The following is a 16,882-nucleotide window of genomic DNA, read 5'->3' as shown; positions in this document are numbered from 1 at the left end:
TCGAATTCCCAAATCTTCACATCCTCAAATCAATTAACGAATTACCGAATTAACTCATCAGCACATCGATAAGATTGCTTCGTCATGCCAGCACACTACCCAAGCAATTCCTCGCAATGACGTGTTTTTCATTTTCAAATCTTCAAATCAACGAATCAACGAATCAGCTCACTCTACACGAAAGCATCGTAATATCATCATGGTATGCATTGCGGCCTTTGTGTGTATCAAGGGCAACGATTAAATCCTGATGGATGGTGCTTAAATCTTTTAATACATTTTCCTTTTTACTGAAATAATTCAATAAGCTTTCCTGACCAAAATCTTCACCGTTCTCACTGGATGTTTCTGTAACACCATCGGTATAACAGAATAGAAGAAAATCACTTAGCCCTGTAATGAAGCCTTCATTGATAAAGGGTAATTCTGGTAAAGCGCCCAATACAATACATCCTTCTTCCAATAACACTTGCTCTCCCGAAGATTTAACCAGGATGGGTGGATTATGTCCGGCATTAATATAAACCAACGTCTTTAACTCCAGGTCATAAATGGCGCCAAAGAAGGTTATAAATTTTTCACCCTTGGCATTCTCCATTACCTGAAAATTCAAAGCCTCAACAATTTCGCGCAGGTTGGGTGTTTGTCTCAATAAGGTTCTTAATGAAGCCTGAAAGTTAGACATCATTAAAGCTGCTGCTACACCTTTGCCACTTACATCGGCTACACAAATCAGGAACTGATTTTTATTGATTGGTATAAAATCGTAGTAGTCACCACCCACCATATCGTGCGGTAAGTAACTGGCTTCCATTTTTAAACGCTCTGTATTGGGCAGCTTTTCTGGGAAAAGGAATTGCTGTACATCACTGGCAATTTCCAACTCCTTGCGGTAGGCTTCTCTTTCTAATTGTTTACGCGCCAGTTTTTTATTCTCAATGGCAACAATGGTGATATTGCTGAGGGCTTGTAAAAATTTCAAACCATCTTCAAAATCCAGGTTATGCGTTTCAAGTCCACCAACAAACACCAAAGCCAATACCTCGGTTTTGTGCACTACAGGAATGAGCATTTCAAACTCTGCAAAGTCAGGTTCATTAAAGTCAACAATTCTTCTGATACCTGTCTCTCTGTGGAAAACCAAAGGCAGCTTGCACTTATTTAATGACTTTGTTGTGCCGTAATTAACCTTGCAACTCCAAACCTCATCAAAGACAAAGAGTGCCAGCTTTTTAACCTGCAGGTTGGCGCGAACTGTAAAATTGAAAATTTTATAGAGCTCCTCCTCCGTTTTATTCATGTTAATGGACTGTGTTACCTCCAGCAAAGCATTGAGCTCAAGGTTTTTACGGTCAAATTTATGTTGGAGAGGTAGGTCGAGCATAGACAAAAATAGAACTTAGTAAGGAGATTTAGAACTATTATAACCTCTTCCCTTCCATTGATAACCTACGACATTGGCCAATAGTCCAATGGTTACAACGTAGTAGGGGTAGATAAATTGTAAGGTAATAAAGGCAGGTAGATGGAGAGGTGAGCGTAAGAACCTGAGCACGGGGATAAAAAAGAACAATTCGGCAATAACCTTAAACAAGATCAGGCCAAGTACCAGCCTCAAGTTCAGATAGCCAACGAGCATGAGCCAGGGGCTTAATAGAAACACCAATTGAAAGCTGAAGATTAGCAGCGCCAGGAATTTGCTGAAGAAACCTTGGTGTAAGGCCCATTTGCTTGCCCAACGGATACGCTGATTAATAAAAGACTTTATGCTATCATGGGTGTGGGTCTCAACTACTGTTTCCGGATTATGGTTAAAATAAATACTACCTGGAAAGCGCTCATGGATTTTTCGCATCAGAAATTCATCATCACCTGAGGCAATATGACTATTTCCTTCATACCCTCCCACATCATTAAATACTGACTTTCGAAAAGAGAGGTTTGCTCCATTGGCCATGGTTGGTAGCTGCCATCCGAGCGTGGCTGCGCCAGAACCAATCAAACTGGCAAACTCAAGTTGTTGCAAATGGTCTGTGAAAAGCTTGCCCTTCATGTGCACTGCGCCTACGATAAGATTGGTTTGGTCATCAAAGTGTTCAACTGTTTTACCTATCCAGGTGCCCGGCAATGCACAATCGGCATCGGTGGTCATGATGAATTCTCCCTGTGCGTTTTGCACAGCGAGGGTTAGTGCCGCCTTTTTTCCTGCTGCCTGGTTAGTAAGAAGTTTGATAAAATCCGAATTAACCTCGTTTACGACAAGCCAACTTTCAATAGTTTCACTACTTCCATCTTCAGAATGATCATCAACAATAATCACTTCAAATTTCGGATAGTCCTGATGCTTCAAATCATTTAATAGTCTTGTTATGGTCAATGCTTCATTACGCATAGCCACTATTACTGATACAAAAGGTTGGGTCGTATTTACTTTTCGCTTGTTACGTGCACTCCTGTTCCAACCCATGCTAAGCCAGATGAGCAAAAGAATGTAGAGAATAAAAAAAACTGAGATGAGGATGTTCAAGCTTAAATTCGCGTAAGTTTACAAGCGTGAGTAAGATAGTAAAAGAAAAAATTATACTAGGCCTTGACCCCGGAACGAATGTGATGGGCTATGGATTAATTTCTGTAAAAAACTCTTTGGTCGAATTACTCCAGTTTGGTGTTATTCACCTGAGCAAGTATGAGGGCCACGAACTGAAGCTTAGAAAAATATTTGAACGTGTTACACACATTATTGAAGAGTACCACCCTGACGAAGTAGCCCTAGAAGCACCCTTCTTTGGCAAAAATGTTCAGTCGATGTTAAAATTGGGAAGAGCGCAGGGTGTGGCCATGTCTGCTGCCTTGGCTCGTGACATTCCCATCGTTGAATATGCGCCTAAAAAGGTAAAACAATCAGTAACCGGCAATGGCAATGCCTCTAAAGAGCAAGTTGCCGCCATGCTGATGACGATCTTTAAATTTAAGGAAGCACCCAAACTGCTGGATGCAACGGATGCACTGGCAGTAGCACTCTGTCATCATTATCAGAAAGGGAAGCCAGAATCGAAAAACAAATCGTGGGAAGCCTTTGTAACGGAAAATCCCAAGCGCGTAAAAAAAGCAAAATAAGTTTAATTAAGCTGCTCCTCTTTTTTTACTAAGGGATAATCGAACAAACCTTGCTCTTTAATTGCTTCTTCTACTTTGTGAGGCACAAACTTTTCCCAACCCTCTTCTCCTTTTTTGATCATGGCTAACACGTTGTCAGAGATAATATGGAGATTGTTGATATTGGCATCTTCTACATCCTGCAGCTTGTTATTATCCATTAAATATCGGAACAAACTCTTCAGATTAGCCGGCAATTCTTTTTCGAAAGTATTCAGCGTAAATAATTCGTTGTTTGCCTTTACTGCCGGATAGATATAGAGTTTGATGTTAGAACCAAATAGTGAAGCGAAGCATTCTAATATACCACCACGAATATTTTCGTAAGTCTTTTCTTCAAAAACTTTCTGTAAGGCGTACACGCCCATGATCATACCGATTTTCTTGCCCTTTGTGATTTTAGACAAATACTCAGCAAGTCGGTAATATTCAAAATAATTGGAAACCAGCACGTTTTGTCCAAGCGAGCAAAGAATCTCAGCCCTGTGCAAGAAATCCTTTTCGTCTATTTTACCATCAGGACTTAAGTCGTTGAGTGTTAGCTCACTGACGAGCATGATTTTAGAACGGTCAACATCAGGCTCTGTTTTAAAATGCCTGCGTGAAGCCAGCAACATATCAACGTTTACGTGTGTAGGTGGTCTGAAGCGTCCGCGCAACACGAGCACATTCTTTTTGTAAAGGGCTTCTGATGGTTGCATCACATTACCGTCCGGACCAAACATGGCTGCTTTGGTCAAACCATTTTTCACCAACTTCAGCGCCATCAAACGGTTATCGATGTGTTCAAAGTCAGGACCTTCCAGGCGGAACATGTCAATCTCAATTCTTCGGGTTGTTAATCCGTCCAATAATGAAAGCATGATTTGCTCCGGATCGCTTAACTTATAACATCCGAAAATCATGTTAACGCCTACTATGCCCAAAGCATATTGCTGCTGGAGCGGATCGTTGTCATGCATTTTAACATGAATGACATAATCGTTAATGGCTCCATTAGGCTTTAACTGAAAACGTAGTCCAATCCAACCATGTGCCTGGTTGGTTCTTTCGTAATTGAGTGTTTCTACGGTATCCGCAAAAGCAAAGAAACAAGTATTTTCAACCCTGTGTGGTAATCTTTCGGGCAGCAAATCATATTCATGATCCAGCATTTTTCCCAGGCGGTCTTCGCATACATAACGCTCGCAATGCCCATAAATGGCATCACTGAACTTCATGTCGTAGGCCGAGATTGTTTTGGCAATTGTTCCAGAGGCGCCTCCTGCCTTAAAAAAGTTGGCTGCTACCTCCTGACCGGCACCTATTTCGGCAAAAGAACCATAAATACTGCGATCGAGGTTAATCTGAAGCGCTTTCTCTTGTGTAGTCAGTCTTCTGTATTCTTCCATAAAATGCTGCTGCGAAGTTATGTGTTGCGGACTAAAAGTTGACGCTAAATCATCAATACTTCTTAAAACAAAATGATAAACACTGTTTCAGGAGAATAACGGGAATTTGATTATTAAAGTTTAGAACCTATTTTGCCCGACATTTTTGAACTTAAGAACGTATGTCAAGCAACAGAGGTAACTTTTCCAGCCGTATAGGTTTCATTTTGGCCGCTGCCGGCTCCGCAGTAGGGCTAGGCAATATCTGGCGATTCCCCTATTTAGCGGGACAAAATGGAGGTGCCGCCTTTTTGCTGATTTACCTGATCTGCATTTTCCTGCTTTGTTTCCCTATTATGGTTGGTGAAATTGCCATTGGCCGGGCTGCAGGCAGTGATGCTATGGGCTCTTACACTAAATTAGGAAACAAACGCTGGGGCTATCTTGGCCTGTTCGGAATCCTGGCAGGTATATTTATTCTGTCGTTTTATAACGTTGTGGCTGGTTGGGCCTTTGGTTATTTTCTTGAAATCTCCTTTGGCAGTCTTCTTGCCGAACCCGATTTCGGTTCATTCTTTGGTGCTTATGTAAATGATATCAGTGATAACCTTTGGTTTTCCTTAGGATTCATGATCCTTACTGCATTAATCGTTTCGCGTGGCATCCAAAAAGGGGTTGAGGCCGCAAACAAAATTATGATGCCATCGCTGTATTTAATTCTTATTCTCCTCATTATTTATAGCCTTACACTACCCAACGCCATGGCGGGTGTACAATTTTATTTGATTCCTGATTTAAGTGAGATTAATGCGCAAACCTTGTTTGATGGTTTGAAGCAGGCTTTTTTCTCTTTATCGCTGGGTATGGGGGCATTGATTACCTATGGTTCGTATGTAAACAAGCAACAAAATATTGTTTCATCAGCGGCAGTAATATCTATTGCCGATACCTCGGTTGCATTTTTAGCTGGCCTTATGGTGTTCCCTTTGGTGTTTTCACAAAACATGTCACCTACGGAAGGCCCCGCCCTGGTATTTATGGTACTACCCGAGGTATTTCGTGATATGGGCCCTATACTAGGACGTGTTGTCGGTGGTAGTTTCTTTTTACTCCTTTGCTTTGCCGCGTTAACTTCAACCATTTCTTTGTTAGAAGTGCCAACGGCTTATCTGGTTGATCAGAAAAAAATAAAGAGAACTACCGTGGTCTGGGGCTTAGCCATTTTAATTTTCATTTTAGGACTACCCAGTATGATGAGTCAGGGTATGGTGCCAGCACTGAATCAGTTACCTTTCTATAAAGGCAGAGATTTCTTGACTTTTATTTCTGATATGTGCGATCTGACACTAACCATAGGTGGTTGCTTGATGTGTGTGTTTATTACTTATCAGTGGAAGATTAAAAACATGGACAACGAACTGGCTATTGGAAGTGCAGGGTACATGAGTTCATTCTTCAGGTCATACCTCAGCTTTACCATTCGTTACGTTTGTCCACTTTTACTGGGTGTGCTTTCCATCCTTATCATCATCGATAAGTTCTTCGGTTTGAGTAACGTATTTTAGATATCATTATTCATAATATCACTGAAAAGCCCTTCTGATCCAGAGGGGCTTTTTTTGTTTGTATACTATGTTCTGAATTCTGGACTATTATTATGATCACTCATTTTAATAACTATCAGTAATTCACCCTTTTGTACCGTTACGAAATAGTTAATCAGTTAAACAGGCAGCTGTTATTAAAAAGAGGGTGCTTTAAATCATTTGAATAAATAGCAGAAAGAAGGTTTTCGCTCTCAGGCCTCTGGGCCTCGCATGCTCATTCAACGCTGTATGCTATCCCTGCTTGCGCTAAAGCTTCAGCGAAGGCAAGTGCACATACCCTGCCAAGCCAAAGATAGCCTAAGGCGTTGCCGGAACATGCTGAAAGAAAGCATAAGAAATTCGAATTGCGCTGATAAAATTTTGATGTCCCTGTGTTTTAAATAAACATTGTCACTTAGAAAATCTGGCAATCATTCATCTAACTTTTGCGAAATCGCTGGCAATCGTTTTGATTATGTGTAAATTGGTTGACTAAAATCAAAGCATGTCTTATCCTTTTCAAATTACATCGCAGGAAGCCTACAATGAGGCTTACAAAAAAAGTGTACAACATCCTGAAGCGTACTGGGCAGAAGTGGCCTCCTCTTTTGTCTGGAAGAAAAAATGGGATAAGGTTTTAGACTGGAATTTTACTGAACCAAAAATTTCCTGGTTTGAAGGTGCTCAACTGAACATCACAGAAAACTGCCTCGACAGGCACTTACCAAGCCATGGCGATAAACCTGCTATTATTTGGGAGCCGAACGATCCTGAAGATCATCATAGAATACTTACTTACCGCGACCTGCATTTTAAAGTAGAGCAGTTTGGAAATGTTTTAAAAAACAATGGCATCAAAAAAGGTGACCGGGTTTGCATTTATATGGGTATGGTACCTGAACTGGCCATCGCTGTATTGGCTTGTGCCCGCATTGGCGCGATTCATTCTGTTGTGTTCGGAGGCTTCAGTGCGCAGAGTATAGCAGACCGATTGATTGACGCGCAAGCTGAGTTTGTAATTACCAGCGATGGTGCTTATCGTGGTAACAAAGAAATACCACTGAAAAGTGTCATCGATGATGCTTTGGTGCAATGTCGTTTTGTAAAAAGAGTTGTTGTACTTACCCGCACCAGAATACCCGTGAGCATGATTAAGGGAAGAGATGTGTGGTGGGAAGATGAAATCAAAAAAGTTGAAACACAGGGTAACCCTGCTTGCCCCGCAGAAGTGATGGATGCTGAAGATCCTCTTTTCATTCTGTATACCTCTGGCTCTACAGGCAAACCCAAAGGTGTAGTGCATACTTGTGCAGGCTACATGGTGTGGACTACTTATACTTTTGTCAATGTATTTCAGTATAATCCTGAGGACATTCATTTTTGTACAGCTGATATTGGCTGGATTACAGGCCACAGCTACATCCTTTACGGCCCCCTGAGTGCAGGTGCCACCACCCTTATTTTTGAAGGTGTGCCCACCTGGCCTGACGCAGGTCGCTTCTGGGATATTGTAGACAAGTATCGTGTTAATATTTTATACACCGCCCCTACTGCTATCCGAAGTTTAATGGGTTTTGGCTTAGGCCCATTGCAAGACAAGCACCTTACTTCGCTTAAAGTATTGGGCACAGTAGGCGAGCCCATCAATGAGGAAGCCTGGCATTGGTATCATGAACATGTAGGTAAAAAGAAATGCCCTGTAGTAGACACCTGGTGGCAGACTGAAACAGGAGGCGTGCTTATTTCAAATTTAGCAAATGTTACTCCTGCGAAACCAAGTTTTGCAACGCTACCCCTACCCGGCATTCAACCTTTGTTGGTAGATGAGAACGGGAAAGAGATGGAAGGCAATAACGTAAGTGGCAATTTATGCATCAAGTTTCCGTGGCCTGGTATGCTCAGAACCACTTACGGAGATCATGAACGATGCAGACAAAATTATTTTGCTACCTATCCCAATCTATACTTTACGGGCGATGGTTGCTTGCGCGATGAAAATGGTTTTTACAGAATTACCGGACGCGTAGATGATGTGTTAAATGTAAGCGGACACCGTATCGGCACTGCCGAAGTAGAGAACGCAATCAATATGCATACGGGAGTTGTTGAAAGTGCTGTAGTTGGTTATCCGCATGATGTAAAAGGGCAGGGCATTTATGCTTACGTTATCTATACAGGTAACCATGGCGATGAAAATCTATCCCGGCAAGACATTACACAAACCGTCAGCAGAATTATTGGTCCGTTGGCAAAGCCTGATAAAATTCAATTTGTAAAAGGTTTACCCAAAACGAGAAGCGGTAAAATAATGCGTAGAATTTTACGCAAAATTGCCGAGGGCGAACTTTCAAATTTAGGCGATACCTCCACCCTTTTGGATCCAAATGTGGTGGATGAAATAAAGGCGGGAAAAATTTAACAACTGGCAACATCATTCGAGCCACAAGCTTATGGGGCATAACTTGCGACTTGCAGTCAAAGTTGTTTATTTGTGGTTCCTTATGTTAGCATGAAACTGGATCTGAACAACAAAAAGATATTCTTTGCCTCTGACTTCCACCTGGGTGTGCCTAACCATGCCGAGAGTATAGATCGTGAAAAACGCATTATCGCCTGGCTGGAGTCCATTCAGCACGAAGCACATGCCATCTATTTACTGGGCGATATTTTTGATTTTTGGTTTGAGTACAAACACGCCATCCCAAGAGGACATATCCGTTTGCTCGGCAAGTTGGCAGCACTCAGGGATGCCGGTATTCCGATAAGTTTTTTTACCGGCAACCACGACATGTGGATGTTTGACTACTTCCCTACAGAATTGGGTATTCCTGTTTATAGAAAACCCCAAGTGCTGGAAATTGGCCAACACAAAATTATGATTGGACATGGCGATGGTTTAGGGCCTGGAGATCATTTTTACAAAATCCTGAAGAAATTCTTCAACAGCCAAGTGTGTCAATGGCTCTTTGCACGTCTTCATCCAAACTTTGGCATAGGGCTTGCAAACTTCTGGTCGCACAAGAGCAGAATCAGCAATATGAAACGTGAAGAGAAATTTCAGGGCGAAGAGAATGAGTTTTTGCTCACATATTGCAAAGAGGTTGAACAAAGTGTGCATCACGATTTCTATATTTTCGGGCACAGGCACTTGCCGCTTGATTTAAAAGTAGGAGAAAACAGCCGTTACATTAATATTGGCGAGTGGGTGCATTTTAATACGTATGCAGTATATGACGGCAAAACAGTCGAACTCAAAACTTTCACACCGTAATGCGAATTGTATCCATACTATTCTTTCTTCTGGTATTCAGTAAAGTTTTTGCTCAACACAAAGCACTTGCCTCCCTGCAATTCGACAAACTTTATCATGCAGGCATTAATCCGGCAGGCGAGTTGTTTACTTTATCAAAAGAAAAAATAAATCGTTTTGATAAAGACGGACAAGTAGCACACGAAATAAATTTTACCAAAGCTGCAGCGGTTACCCAGTTTGATGCCTGGCATTTAACGCAACTGGTGCTCTATTACAGAAGCACGCAAACTGTAGAATTTTATAACCCTGTGCTTGACCTGCGCAATGCATTTGTGATTGACTCAGTCTTTGCCATTGAGCCCGAATGGATCGCTGCATCTTTCGATCAGCAGCATTTCTGGATTTTCGACAAAGCCGATAAGAGCATTAAAAAAGTAAACTACAAAACACAGGAAGTAGTGGTAGATGAAGTCGTTCAAGTATTCAGTGACCAGGAATTAGTAAAGGGCATGCGTGAGTACCAACGCTTTTTATTTGTGCACACCACTGCCGCTTTGCATGTATTCAGTGCCATGGGACGCCACATAAAAACAATAAACATAAAGCCCAACCAAAGTTTTGATTTTTTTGGTGAAGAACTGGTCATCTTAGAAGCAGATCAATTGCTTATGAGTAGCCTCTTCACAAACGACAATCGGAAAGTATCTGCATTTTCAACTTTTGATAAAGTCTTCCTGACCGATGAGAGGCTTTTTGGGATCAGAAAAGACAGGATAGAAATTTTCGAATTCAATCCCCAATAAGTGTGTTCGTTTTTGAACATTTTTGTACCTTTCCGGTCGTGGTGTTCACATTAGAACGCTGAAAATCAAGTGTTAAGCACTTGGCACAGATTTTTCCTATATAGCAACTTTACATTTTAAAAAACCTACGCTGTGAGTCAAGAAGGTGGCAAAATATTAATGATTGATGATGATGAAGATGTTTTGCTGGCTGCCAAAATGCTGCTCAAAAAACAAAATCATCAGGTTTTAATTGAAAAGAATCCCAACAAGATACCCTTCTTGCTTCACAACGATACATATGATGTGATTTTGCTGGATATGAATTTCAGCAAAGACATTACCAGTGGTAAAGAAGGTTTCTATTGGCTCGAACAAATACTTGGCCATGAGCCCAATGCCGTGGTGATTATGATCACGGCTTTTGGCGATGTGGAAATGGCGGTGAAGGCCCTTAAAATGGGTGCCACTGATTTCGTGTTGAAGCCCTGGCAAAATGAAAAACTAATTGCCACCATCAACACAGCTATCAAGTTAAAGCAATCCTATCTGGAAGTAGATAAGCTGAAGAAAGCAAAAGAAATGCTCGAAGAGCAAATCTCTAAACCTTTCGGTGACATTATTGGAGAAAGTCCAGCCATCAAAGACGTATTCACCATTATTGACAAAGTAGCCAAGACCGATGCCAATGTCTTGATTCTGGGTGAAAACGGAACCGGTAAAGAATTAATTGCGCGTGCTATACATCAACGCTCTTTGCGCAAAGACAAGAGCTTTGTGTCGGTTGACATGGGTGCTATCACTGAAACACTTTTTGAAAGTGAACTATTCGGTCATAAAAAAGGCGCCTTTACCGATGCGCGTGAAGACAGACCCGGTCGTTTTGAATTAGCCAACGGTGGTACGCTTTTCCTCGATGAGATTGGTAACTTGAGCATGAGCCTGCAGAGTAAATTACTCAGCGCCCTACAATCGCGACAAGTAACACGTGTTGGTGCTAACCAGGCTTTGCCTGTAGACATACGTTTAATTTGTGCCACCAACATGCCTTTGCAGAAAATGGTGCAGGAAGGAACCTTCCGTCAGGATCTTCTTTACCGCATTAATACAGTGGAATTACAAGTGCCACCATTGAGCGAACGCATGGATGACATTCCATTGCTTGCCAAACATTACCTCAATTATTACTCAAAGAAATATCATAAAAACGTGGCCACCATTGCACAAGAAGCAATGGATAAATTAAAACGTTACCCGTGGCCAGGTAATATCCGCGAGTTACAACACGCTATTGAACGTGCTGTAATCATGACCGATTCATCCTCTTTACAAGAAAGTGATTTCCTGTTTAGTCGAAGCATGAATAACATGACCTCCACCAACGATACACTGAACCTGGATGAAGTAGAAAAAACTGCGATCGTAAAAGCACTCAGCATGCATGGTGGCAATATTTCCAAGGCAGCAGATGAGTTAGGCTTAACCCGCGCCTCACTTTATCGTAGAATGGAAAAGTATGGACTTTAACTGGCGCTCACCGATTGTACCAAGAGTAGGCATACTCACGGCTACATGGATTGCGTTTGGTTTTTTTGCCTTTCAAGCAGATGACTTCTGGTTTGCACTTCTGTTTGCAGGCATAGGCGCTTATCAGATTAAATTGCTGGTGCGTGATTTAGACAGCTCTAACAGAAACATTGCCTCATTTTTAGATTCCATCCGCTTCGATGATTTGTCGGCCAGTTTTAAAACCGACAGCCAGGATCCCACTGTGCAAAGACTGCACGGAGAGCTTAACGAGGCTATTACTAACCTGAGAAATACCAGAAAAGAAAAAGATGCTGACCTGCTCTTTTTTAAAAACATTGTAACCCACGTGGGTATCGGTCTTATCGTTTTTAAAGAGAATGGCAAGATTGAAATTATCAACAGCGCGGCACGCAAATTATTACGGGTAAACCGTATTGATAAAATTACTGACCTGATGGAGGTGAGTGAAAACCTGGTAGAAGTATTCACAAAATTGCGCACAGGCGGAAGGGAACTTACCCGCATTAAACTTGGTGAAGACCTCTTACAACTCTCCATCTATGCGATAGAACTCACACTGCGCAACGAAAACCTTAAACTCATTTCTCTTCAGAACATTCAAAGCGAACTGGAAGAAAAAGAAATGGAGGCCTGGCAAAACCTGGTGCGTGTGCTTACGCATGAGATCATGAACTCCGTAACCCCCATCTCATCCCTGTCTGATATGGTAGAAGAGGATTTGGGCAAACACCTGGAAAAAAACGGTGATCAACCCGTAACCAAAGATCAACTGGAAGAGATTCACTTGTCGCTGAAGACCATCAGTAAGAGAAGTGAAGGCCTGATCAATTTTGTAAAAGAGTTCAGAAGTCTGGCGATGGTACCCAAACCCCGCATGTCAGACATTAACCTAAAAGATCTGTTGGATGAATTATGCCAGCTACACAAAAAGGAAATGGCCGATGCCAACATACAGATAAACATGAGTGTAATACCAGGCACCCTGTCCATTCACGCTGACAAAAGCCAGATTGAACAAGTGGTGATTAACCTCATGAAAAATGCCATGCAGGCCTTTGATCGACCTGATAACCGCATGCTTGAGGTAAAAGCCTACCTGAACGACAAACAGCGGGTTATTATCGCTGTAAAAGATAATGGCACTGGCATTGATCCGGAGGCCCTCGAAAAAATCTTCATTCCTTTCTTTACCACCAAGAAAAATGGCTCTGGCATTGGTTTAAGCCTCTCCCGTCAGATTATGAGACAGCATAAGGGCAGTCTTACCGTAAAATCTACTGTGGGTGAGGGTACAGAATTTTTTATGCGCTTCTAAAAAAAAATCAACAATCGCATAGGGGTGAGTTGATCTCGGGTTGTCTTAGTACCAAACAACCTTAAAAGACATGAAAACCTCATTTTTAAGAAATACCCTAGCGATTGGCTTTTTAGCCCTAAGCCTTACTGCCTGCTTTGATTATGAAGATGAAGGGCCCCTGCAATACGAGGAACAAAGATTTACTATTACAGACTTTGACAGGCTTGAGATTGGTGACGCCTTCATTATTCGTGTTACGGAAGGTAACTACTTCAGCGTAGAAGTTCGTGGGGATCGCAGAAATTTGGATGATTTAGATGTATACAAGAGTGGCAACACCCTGGTTGTGCGTTATGACGAATATGAGAACAGAAGACACGAAACCTATGTAGACATTGTGATGCCCGGTATTAGTGCGGCTGTTTTTTCAGGGGCTACCAATTCAGTAATCACTGGTTTTGATGATCTTGAATTACTAAACCTTTCGCTATCAGGTGCCTCTGTTTCACAAATTGATATAGAAGCCAATCAATTAATCCTCAATCTATCGGGTGCTTCTGTAGCTGATTTACGTGGAGAGACTAACCAACTGAATGCTGAAGTATCTGGCGCCTCATCCATTAAAGCCTTTACCATGCCTGTAGTCAATGCTCACCTGAATGTAAGTGGTGCCAGTGTAGCGAAGGTAAGCGTAAGCGATAACCTTGAGGCCATTGTGAGCGGTGCCAGCACAGTTTTCTACCGTGGAAATCCAGTTATCACCCAAGAGGTAACGGGCGGCAGTTCCCTGCAACGCGACTAAAACGTTTGTTTAGGCAACATTTACCGGAGCCTTCCAACAAGTTTGGAAGGCTTCGGCCGTTTTGATACTTTTGCCAAACCTTTTACGATCATATGCAGAATGTAGCTAAGCGTGTAACTGAGATTCTTGTTGAGAAACTTGGTATCGCAGAATCTGAAATAACTCCGGATGCCAATTTTGTTAAAGACCTCGGCATCGACTCACTTGATTATGCAGAGATTGTCATGGAGTTTGAGCAATCTTTCAATATTCGTATACCTGATGAAGATGCTGAGAAAATGCAAACTTATGGTCAGGCTGTAAAGTACATAGAGTCTAAACTTGCCTGATCACCTTTACTCTTCAAAATAACTTTTTAAGCGCATAAACTCAGCGGCTTCTTTAGCCAGTAGTGGTTCATGATTTTCAGGTGCACTTGCCTTGGAGTAGCACCAGCCATTGTTTACTTCATCCCACCTGACCAGGTACTTTACATTTCCTTTTAACAGAATATCCATTTCGTAAATCTCTTCTTCCTGCTTATCGAACATACCAGTAAACTGCAGGAGGATGTGATTTTTCTTAAAAAGCTCTCCCCTGTTGCAATCGATGCTGTTCAATCGCATTAATAGTTTCTCCTCCTGATTCCAGGCTTTAAACTTCAATTTACGTGGAGTAAAAATTTGCATAAAGAAAGTTAATGATATTTAGAGCACGTACTGCATGTCTATTAAACAAAGTTAGAACACCTGCAGGGTCTGTTCATTGCAAGATTCAAATAAGAACCACTAACTTAGCGCTATGGCTAATCAGTCTGCGCTTTTCATTATTAACAAATTTGCCGGAGGTGGCTTTCAACCCAAAGTGGAAGGCAAAATTCTTGATATCTGCGCAAGACACAATGTAGAATGCAGTATTGAATTTACCAGAGAAAGAGGCCATGCAACTGCTTTGGCGCAAGAAGGCATTAATAAAAAATTCACCAGCATTATAGCAGTTGGTGGCGATGGTACCGTGAATGAAGTAGCCAGGGCTTTGGTGAACACGGAACAGATCATGGCCATTGTTCCCAAAGGATCAGGCAATGGATTAAGCAGGCATCTGAGTATTCCACTGTCATTTGAAAAAGCAGTTGACAATGTATTTACCGGTAAGGTACTGCGCATGGATACCTTTACCATCAACAACAAACTTTCTTTAAATGTATCCGGCATTGGCTTTGACGGACATGTGGCCAATCTTTTTGGTAAAGATGGTAAGCGTGGTTTATTAGGTTATGCTAAACTAACCTTAAAAGAATTCCTGCGCTTCAAAGCCTTCCCTATCGCCATCAACATTGATGGCAAAGAACAAAACACGACTTCCTTTATCGTGGCCATTGCCAATTCATCACAATATGGAAACAATGCACGCATTGCTCCCTTAGCCTCCGTTACTGATGAACAACTCCATCTTTCCATCTTAAAGAAGGTGCCATCGCGGATGAGCCTTCCTTTCATGCTTAAAATGTTTGCAGGCAAGGTTCATCAATCTGCTTATTGCGAAACTTTAGCAGGCAGCCATATTTCTATCAGCACCACACAAGCACAACCTTTTCATGTTGATGGGGAGCCTACGGGTTACGATCAGCAATTCGATATTAAATTACAGCCCCATTCGCTGAGCATCATTGTGCCTCAACACGCTTCAAATTACTAAAGCGTAAATAAATACCGTTAGGCGGGTTAGACCTTTATTGCTTGATTTTCGTAGAATACAAATCAATCAATTTTCAAACCTATGAAATGGTCAATGCAAAATTTGTCTTCAGACATTATATTGAGCTTGGCCATTCCATGTTAACTTAACTTTAAATTATTAAACCATGAAAAAAAGCATTACGCTGGCATTATTCCTTTTTGGAATTTTAGTGGCACAAGCACAATTACCCTTACCGCCTAGTGGCGATAATCAGAAGTCCATTGTATCACAAATGATCGGACTTGTTAAAGTTACCGTTGACTATAGCAGTCCGGATGTACACGGCCCCAATGGTGAAGACCGAACTGGTAAAATCTGGGGTGAAGTTGTTCACTACGGATACATTGATCAGGGCTTTGGTACATCGAAGGCAGCTCCATGGAGAGCCGGTGCCAATGAGAACACCCTTATTACTTTTTCGCATGATGTTACCCTGGGCGGTACCATTGTAAAAGCAGGTACGTATTCCTTACTTCTTGAAGTACAAAAAGAAGGTGCCTGGACATGGATTATCAATAAAGACATCAATAGCTGGGGAAGTTATTTCTATGATGCACAAAAAGATGTGGTTCGTGTAAAAGCAACTCCGGAAGAAACTGCTTACACTGAATGGTTAACTTATAACTTTGAAAACCGGAGAAGAAATGCGGCCACGCTTTATTTACAATGGGAAAATAAAAAAGTGGGCCTCCCTATTGCAGTACCCAATACAAATGATCTGTATGTAGAGGCTATTAAAAATACTTTGCAGGGCACTACCACTGGTTTTACACATGAAGCTTATATTCAAGCGGCTACGTTTTGTATGCAAAACAACGTACAACTGGAGCAGGGTTTACAATGGGCGGAGTATGGACTTACCGATCCATTTGTAGGACGCGAAGATTTCAATGCACTGGCCGTTAAAGCACAATTACTTACGGCATTAAAAAGAGAAAGTGAAGCGGAAGCTGTGATGAGCAAAGCCATTGTACATCCAACCGCCAGCATTCAAAACGTGCATCAGTATGGAAGAAGTTTACTTACTGCCGGTAAGAATGAAAAGGCCCTGGAAGTATTTAAGCTGAATGCCAAGAATCATCCTGAAGATAAGTTCACTGTAAATGTCGGATTAGCGAGAGGCTACACTGCGGTTGGTGATAAGAAAAATGCCATCAAATACTGGGAACTTGCCATCAAGAACCTACCTGAAGCCCAAAAGCAAAACCTGAATTTTTACGAAGGTGAGCTAAAAAAATTAAAAGGATAAATGGAGACTTTGTGTTTAAGTAAGCTTAACACAAAAACATCAATATTCATTATAGGCTGAAGTTATCAAGCATAAACAAAAGCGGGCATTGAAAGCACTTTCAATGCCCGCTTTATT

At 41.7% G+C, this 16,882-nt stretch carries 15 protein-coding genes; 11 read left to right on the top strand and 4 right to left on the bottom strand.

The annotated features are described in order from the left end of the window. Positions 1 to 163: 163 nt before the first annotated feature. Together ACO1XM_RS00140 and ACO1XM_RS00135 are read right to left on the bottom strand one after the other, a co-directional pair. Positions 164 to 1,384 carry a PP2C family protein-serine/threonine phosphatase gene (locus ACO1XM_RS00140; RefSeq protein ID WP_486224877.1) on the bottom strand — a complete coding sequence of 407 codons (1,221 nt, stop codon included), beginning with the start codon at positions 1,382 to 1,384 and terminating at the stop codon, positions 164 to 166. Positions 1,385 to 1,399: 15 nt separating this feature from the next. Further along, positions 1,400 to 2,527 (bottom strand): glycosyltransferase, encoded by a 1,128-nt coding sequence (locus tag ACO1XM_RS00135; RefSeq protein ID WP_486224875.1) that lies wholly within the window; start codon positions 2,525 to 2,527, stop codon positions 1,400 to 1,402. Positions 2,528 to 2,562: 35 nt separating this feature from the next. Here ACO1XM_RS00135 and ruvC point away from each other — a divergent pair, with 35 nt between their 5' ends. Continuing rightward, the gene (gene ruvC, locus ACO1XM_RS00130; protein WP_486226521.1) at positions 2,563 to 3,117 is read left to right on the top strand and encodes a crossover junction endodeoxyribonuclease RuvC; all 555 of its coding nucleotides are present in this window, start codon (positions 2,563 to 2,565) and stop codon (positions 3,115 to 3,117) included. 2 nt (positions 3,118 to 3,119) lie between these two features. Here ruvC and ACO1XM_RS00125 read toward each other — a convergent pair whose 3' ends face one another. Continuing rightward, complete coding sequence (locus tag ACO1XM_RS00125) at positions 3,120 to 4,547, bottom strand: TonB-dependent receptor (RefSeq protein ID WP_486224873.1); 1,428 nt, start codon at positions 4,545 to 4,547, stop codon at positions 3,120 to 3,122. Positions 4,548 to 4,708: 161 nt separating this feature from the next. Between ACO1XM_RS00125 and ACO1XM_RS00120 the strand changes: the two genes are divergently transcribed. The 8 genes from ACO1XM_RS00120 (at position 4,709) to ACO1XM_RS00085 (ending at position 14,126) form a co-directional block, all read left to right on the top strand. Continuing rightward, on the top strand, positions 4,709 to 6,091 hold the full coding sequence (locus tag ACO1XM_RS00120; RefSeq protein ID WP_486224871.1) for a sodium-dependent transporter: 1,383 nt from the start codon (positions 4,709 to 4,711) through the stop codon (positions 6,089 to 6,091). Positions 6,092 to 6,617: 526 nt separating this feature from the next. After that, a complete protein-coding gene (acs, locus tag ACO1XM_RS00115) occupies positions 6,618 to 8,531 on the top strand; it encodes an acetate--CoA ligase (RefSeq protein WP_486224869.1) in 1,914 nt (637 codons plus the stop codon). Between the two features lie 90 nt (positions 8,532 to 8,621). Next, entirely contained in the window at positions 8,622 to 9,383 is a 762-nt protein-coding gene (locus ACO1XM_RS00110; RefSeq protein ID WP_486224867.1) for a UDP-2,3-diacylglucosamine diphosphatase, read from the top strand. Further along, the gene (locus tag ACO1XM_RS00105; protein ID WP_486224865.1) at positions 9,383 to 10,168 is read left to right on the top strand and encodes a hypothetical protein; all 786 of its coding nucleotides are present in this window, start codon (positions 9,383 to 9,385) and stop codon (positions 10,166 to 10,168) included. The genes ACO1XM_RS00110 and ACO1XM_RS00105 overlap by 1 nt, the downstream gene beginning before the upstream one ends. A gap of 159 nt (positions 10,169 to 10,327) precedes the next feature. After that, positions 10,328 to 11,674, top strand: coding sequence for a sigma-54-dependent transcriptional regulator (locus ACO1XM_RS00100; protein WP_486226519.1), 1,347 nt, complete (start codon positions 10,328 to 10,330; stop codon positions 11,672 to 11,674). Then, the gene (locus tag ACO1XM_RS00095) at positions 11,664 to 13,013 is read left to right on the top strand and encodes a sensor histidine kinase (protein ID WP_486224863.1); all 1,350 of its coding nucleotides are present in this window, start codon (positions 11,664 to 11,666) and stop codon (positions 13,011 to 13,013) included. Before ACO1XM_RS00100 ends, ACO1XM_RS00095 begins: the two co-directional genes overlap by 11 nt. A gap of 70 nt (positions 13,014 to 13,083) precedes the next feature. Further along, positions 13,084 to 13,797: a head GIN domain-containing protein gene (locus ACO1XM_RS00090; RefSeq protein WP_486224861.1), complete on the top strand. Its 714-nt coding sequence runs from the start codon at positions 13,084 to 13,086 to the stop codon at positions 13,795 to 13,797. A gap of 92 nt (positions 13,798 to 13,889) precedes the next feature. Further along, on the top strand, positions 13,890 to 14,126 hold the full coding sequence (locus tag ACO1XM_RS00085) for an acyl carrier protein (protein ID WP_127122359.1): 237 nt from the start codon (positions 13,890 to 13,892) through the stop codon (positions 14,124 to 14,126). Positions 14,127 to 14,132: 6 nt separating this feature from the next. Here the strand turns inward: ACO1XM_RS00085 and ACO1XM_RS00080 are convergent, their stop codons facing one another. Further along, positions 14,133 to 14,465: a YopX family protein gene (locus ACO1XM_RS00080; RefSeq protein ID WP_486224859.1), complete on the bottom strand. Its 333-nt coding sequence runs from the start codon at positions 14,463 to 14,465 to the stop codon at positions 14,133 to 14,135. 112 nt (positions 14,466 to 14,577) lie between these two features. On the opposite strand from ACO1XM_RS00080, the gene ACO1XM_RS00075 reads away from it, so the two are divergent. Further along, positions 14,578 to 15,474 (top strand): diacylglycerol/lipid kinase family protein, encoded by an 897-nt coding sequence (locus tag ACO1XM_RS00075; RefSeq protein WP_486224857.1) that lies wholly within the window; start codon positions 14,578 to 14,580, stop codon positions 15,472 to 15,474. A 166-nt stretch (positions 15,475 to 15,640) separates the two neighbouring features. Continuing rightward, positions 15,641 to 16,765, top strand: a complete 1,125-nt coding sequence (locus ACO1XM_RS00070) for a DUF2911 domain-containing protein (RefSeq protein WP_486224855.1) — start codon at positions 15,641 to 15,643, stop codon at positions 16,763 to 16,765. The last annotated feature ends 117 nt before the right edge of the window (positions 16,766 to 16,882 follow it).

The sequence above is a fragment of the Chryseotalea sp. genome (assembly GCF_057350905.1).
Note: the sequence above shows the minus strand (reverse complement) of the source record. Positions and strands in the feature narration are given on the sequence as shown.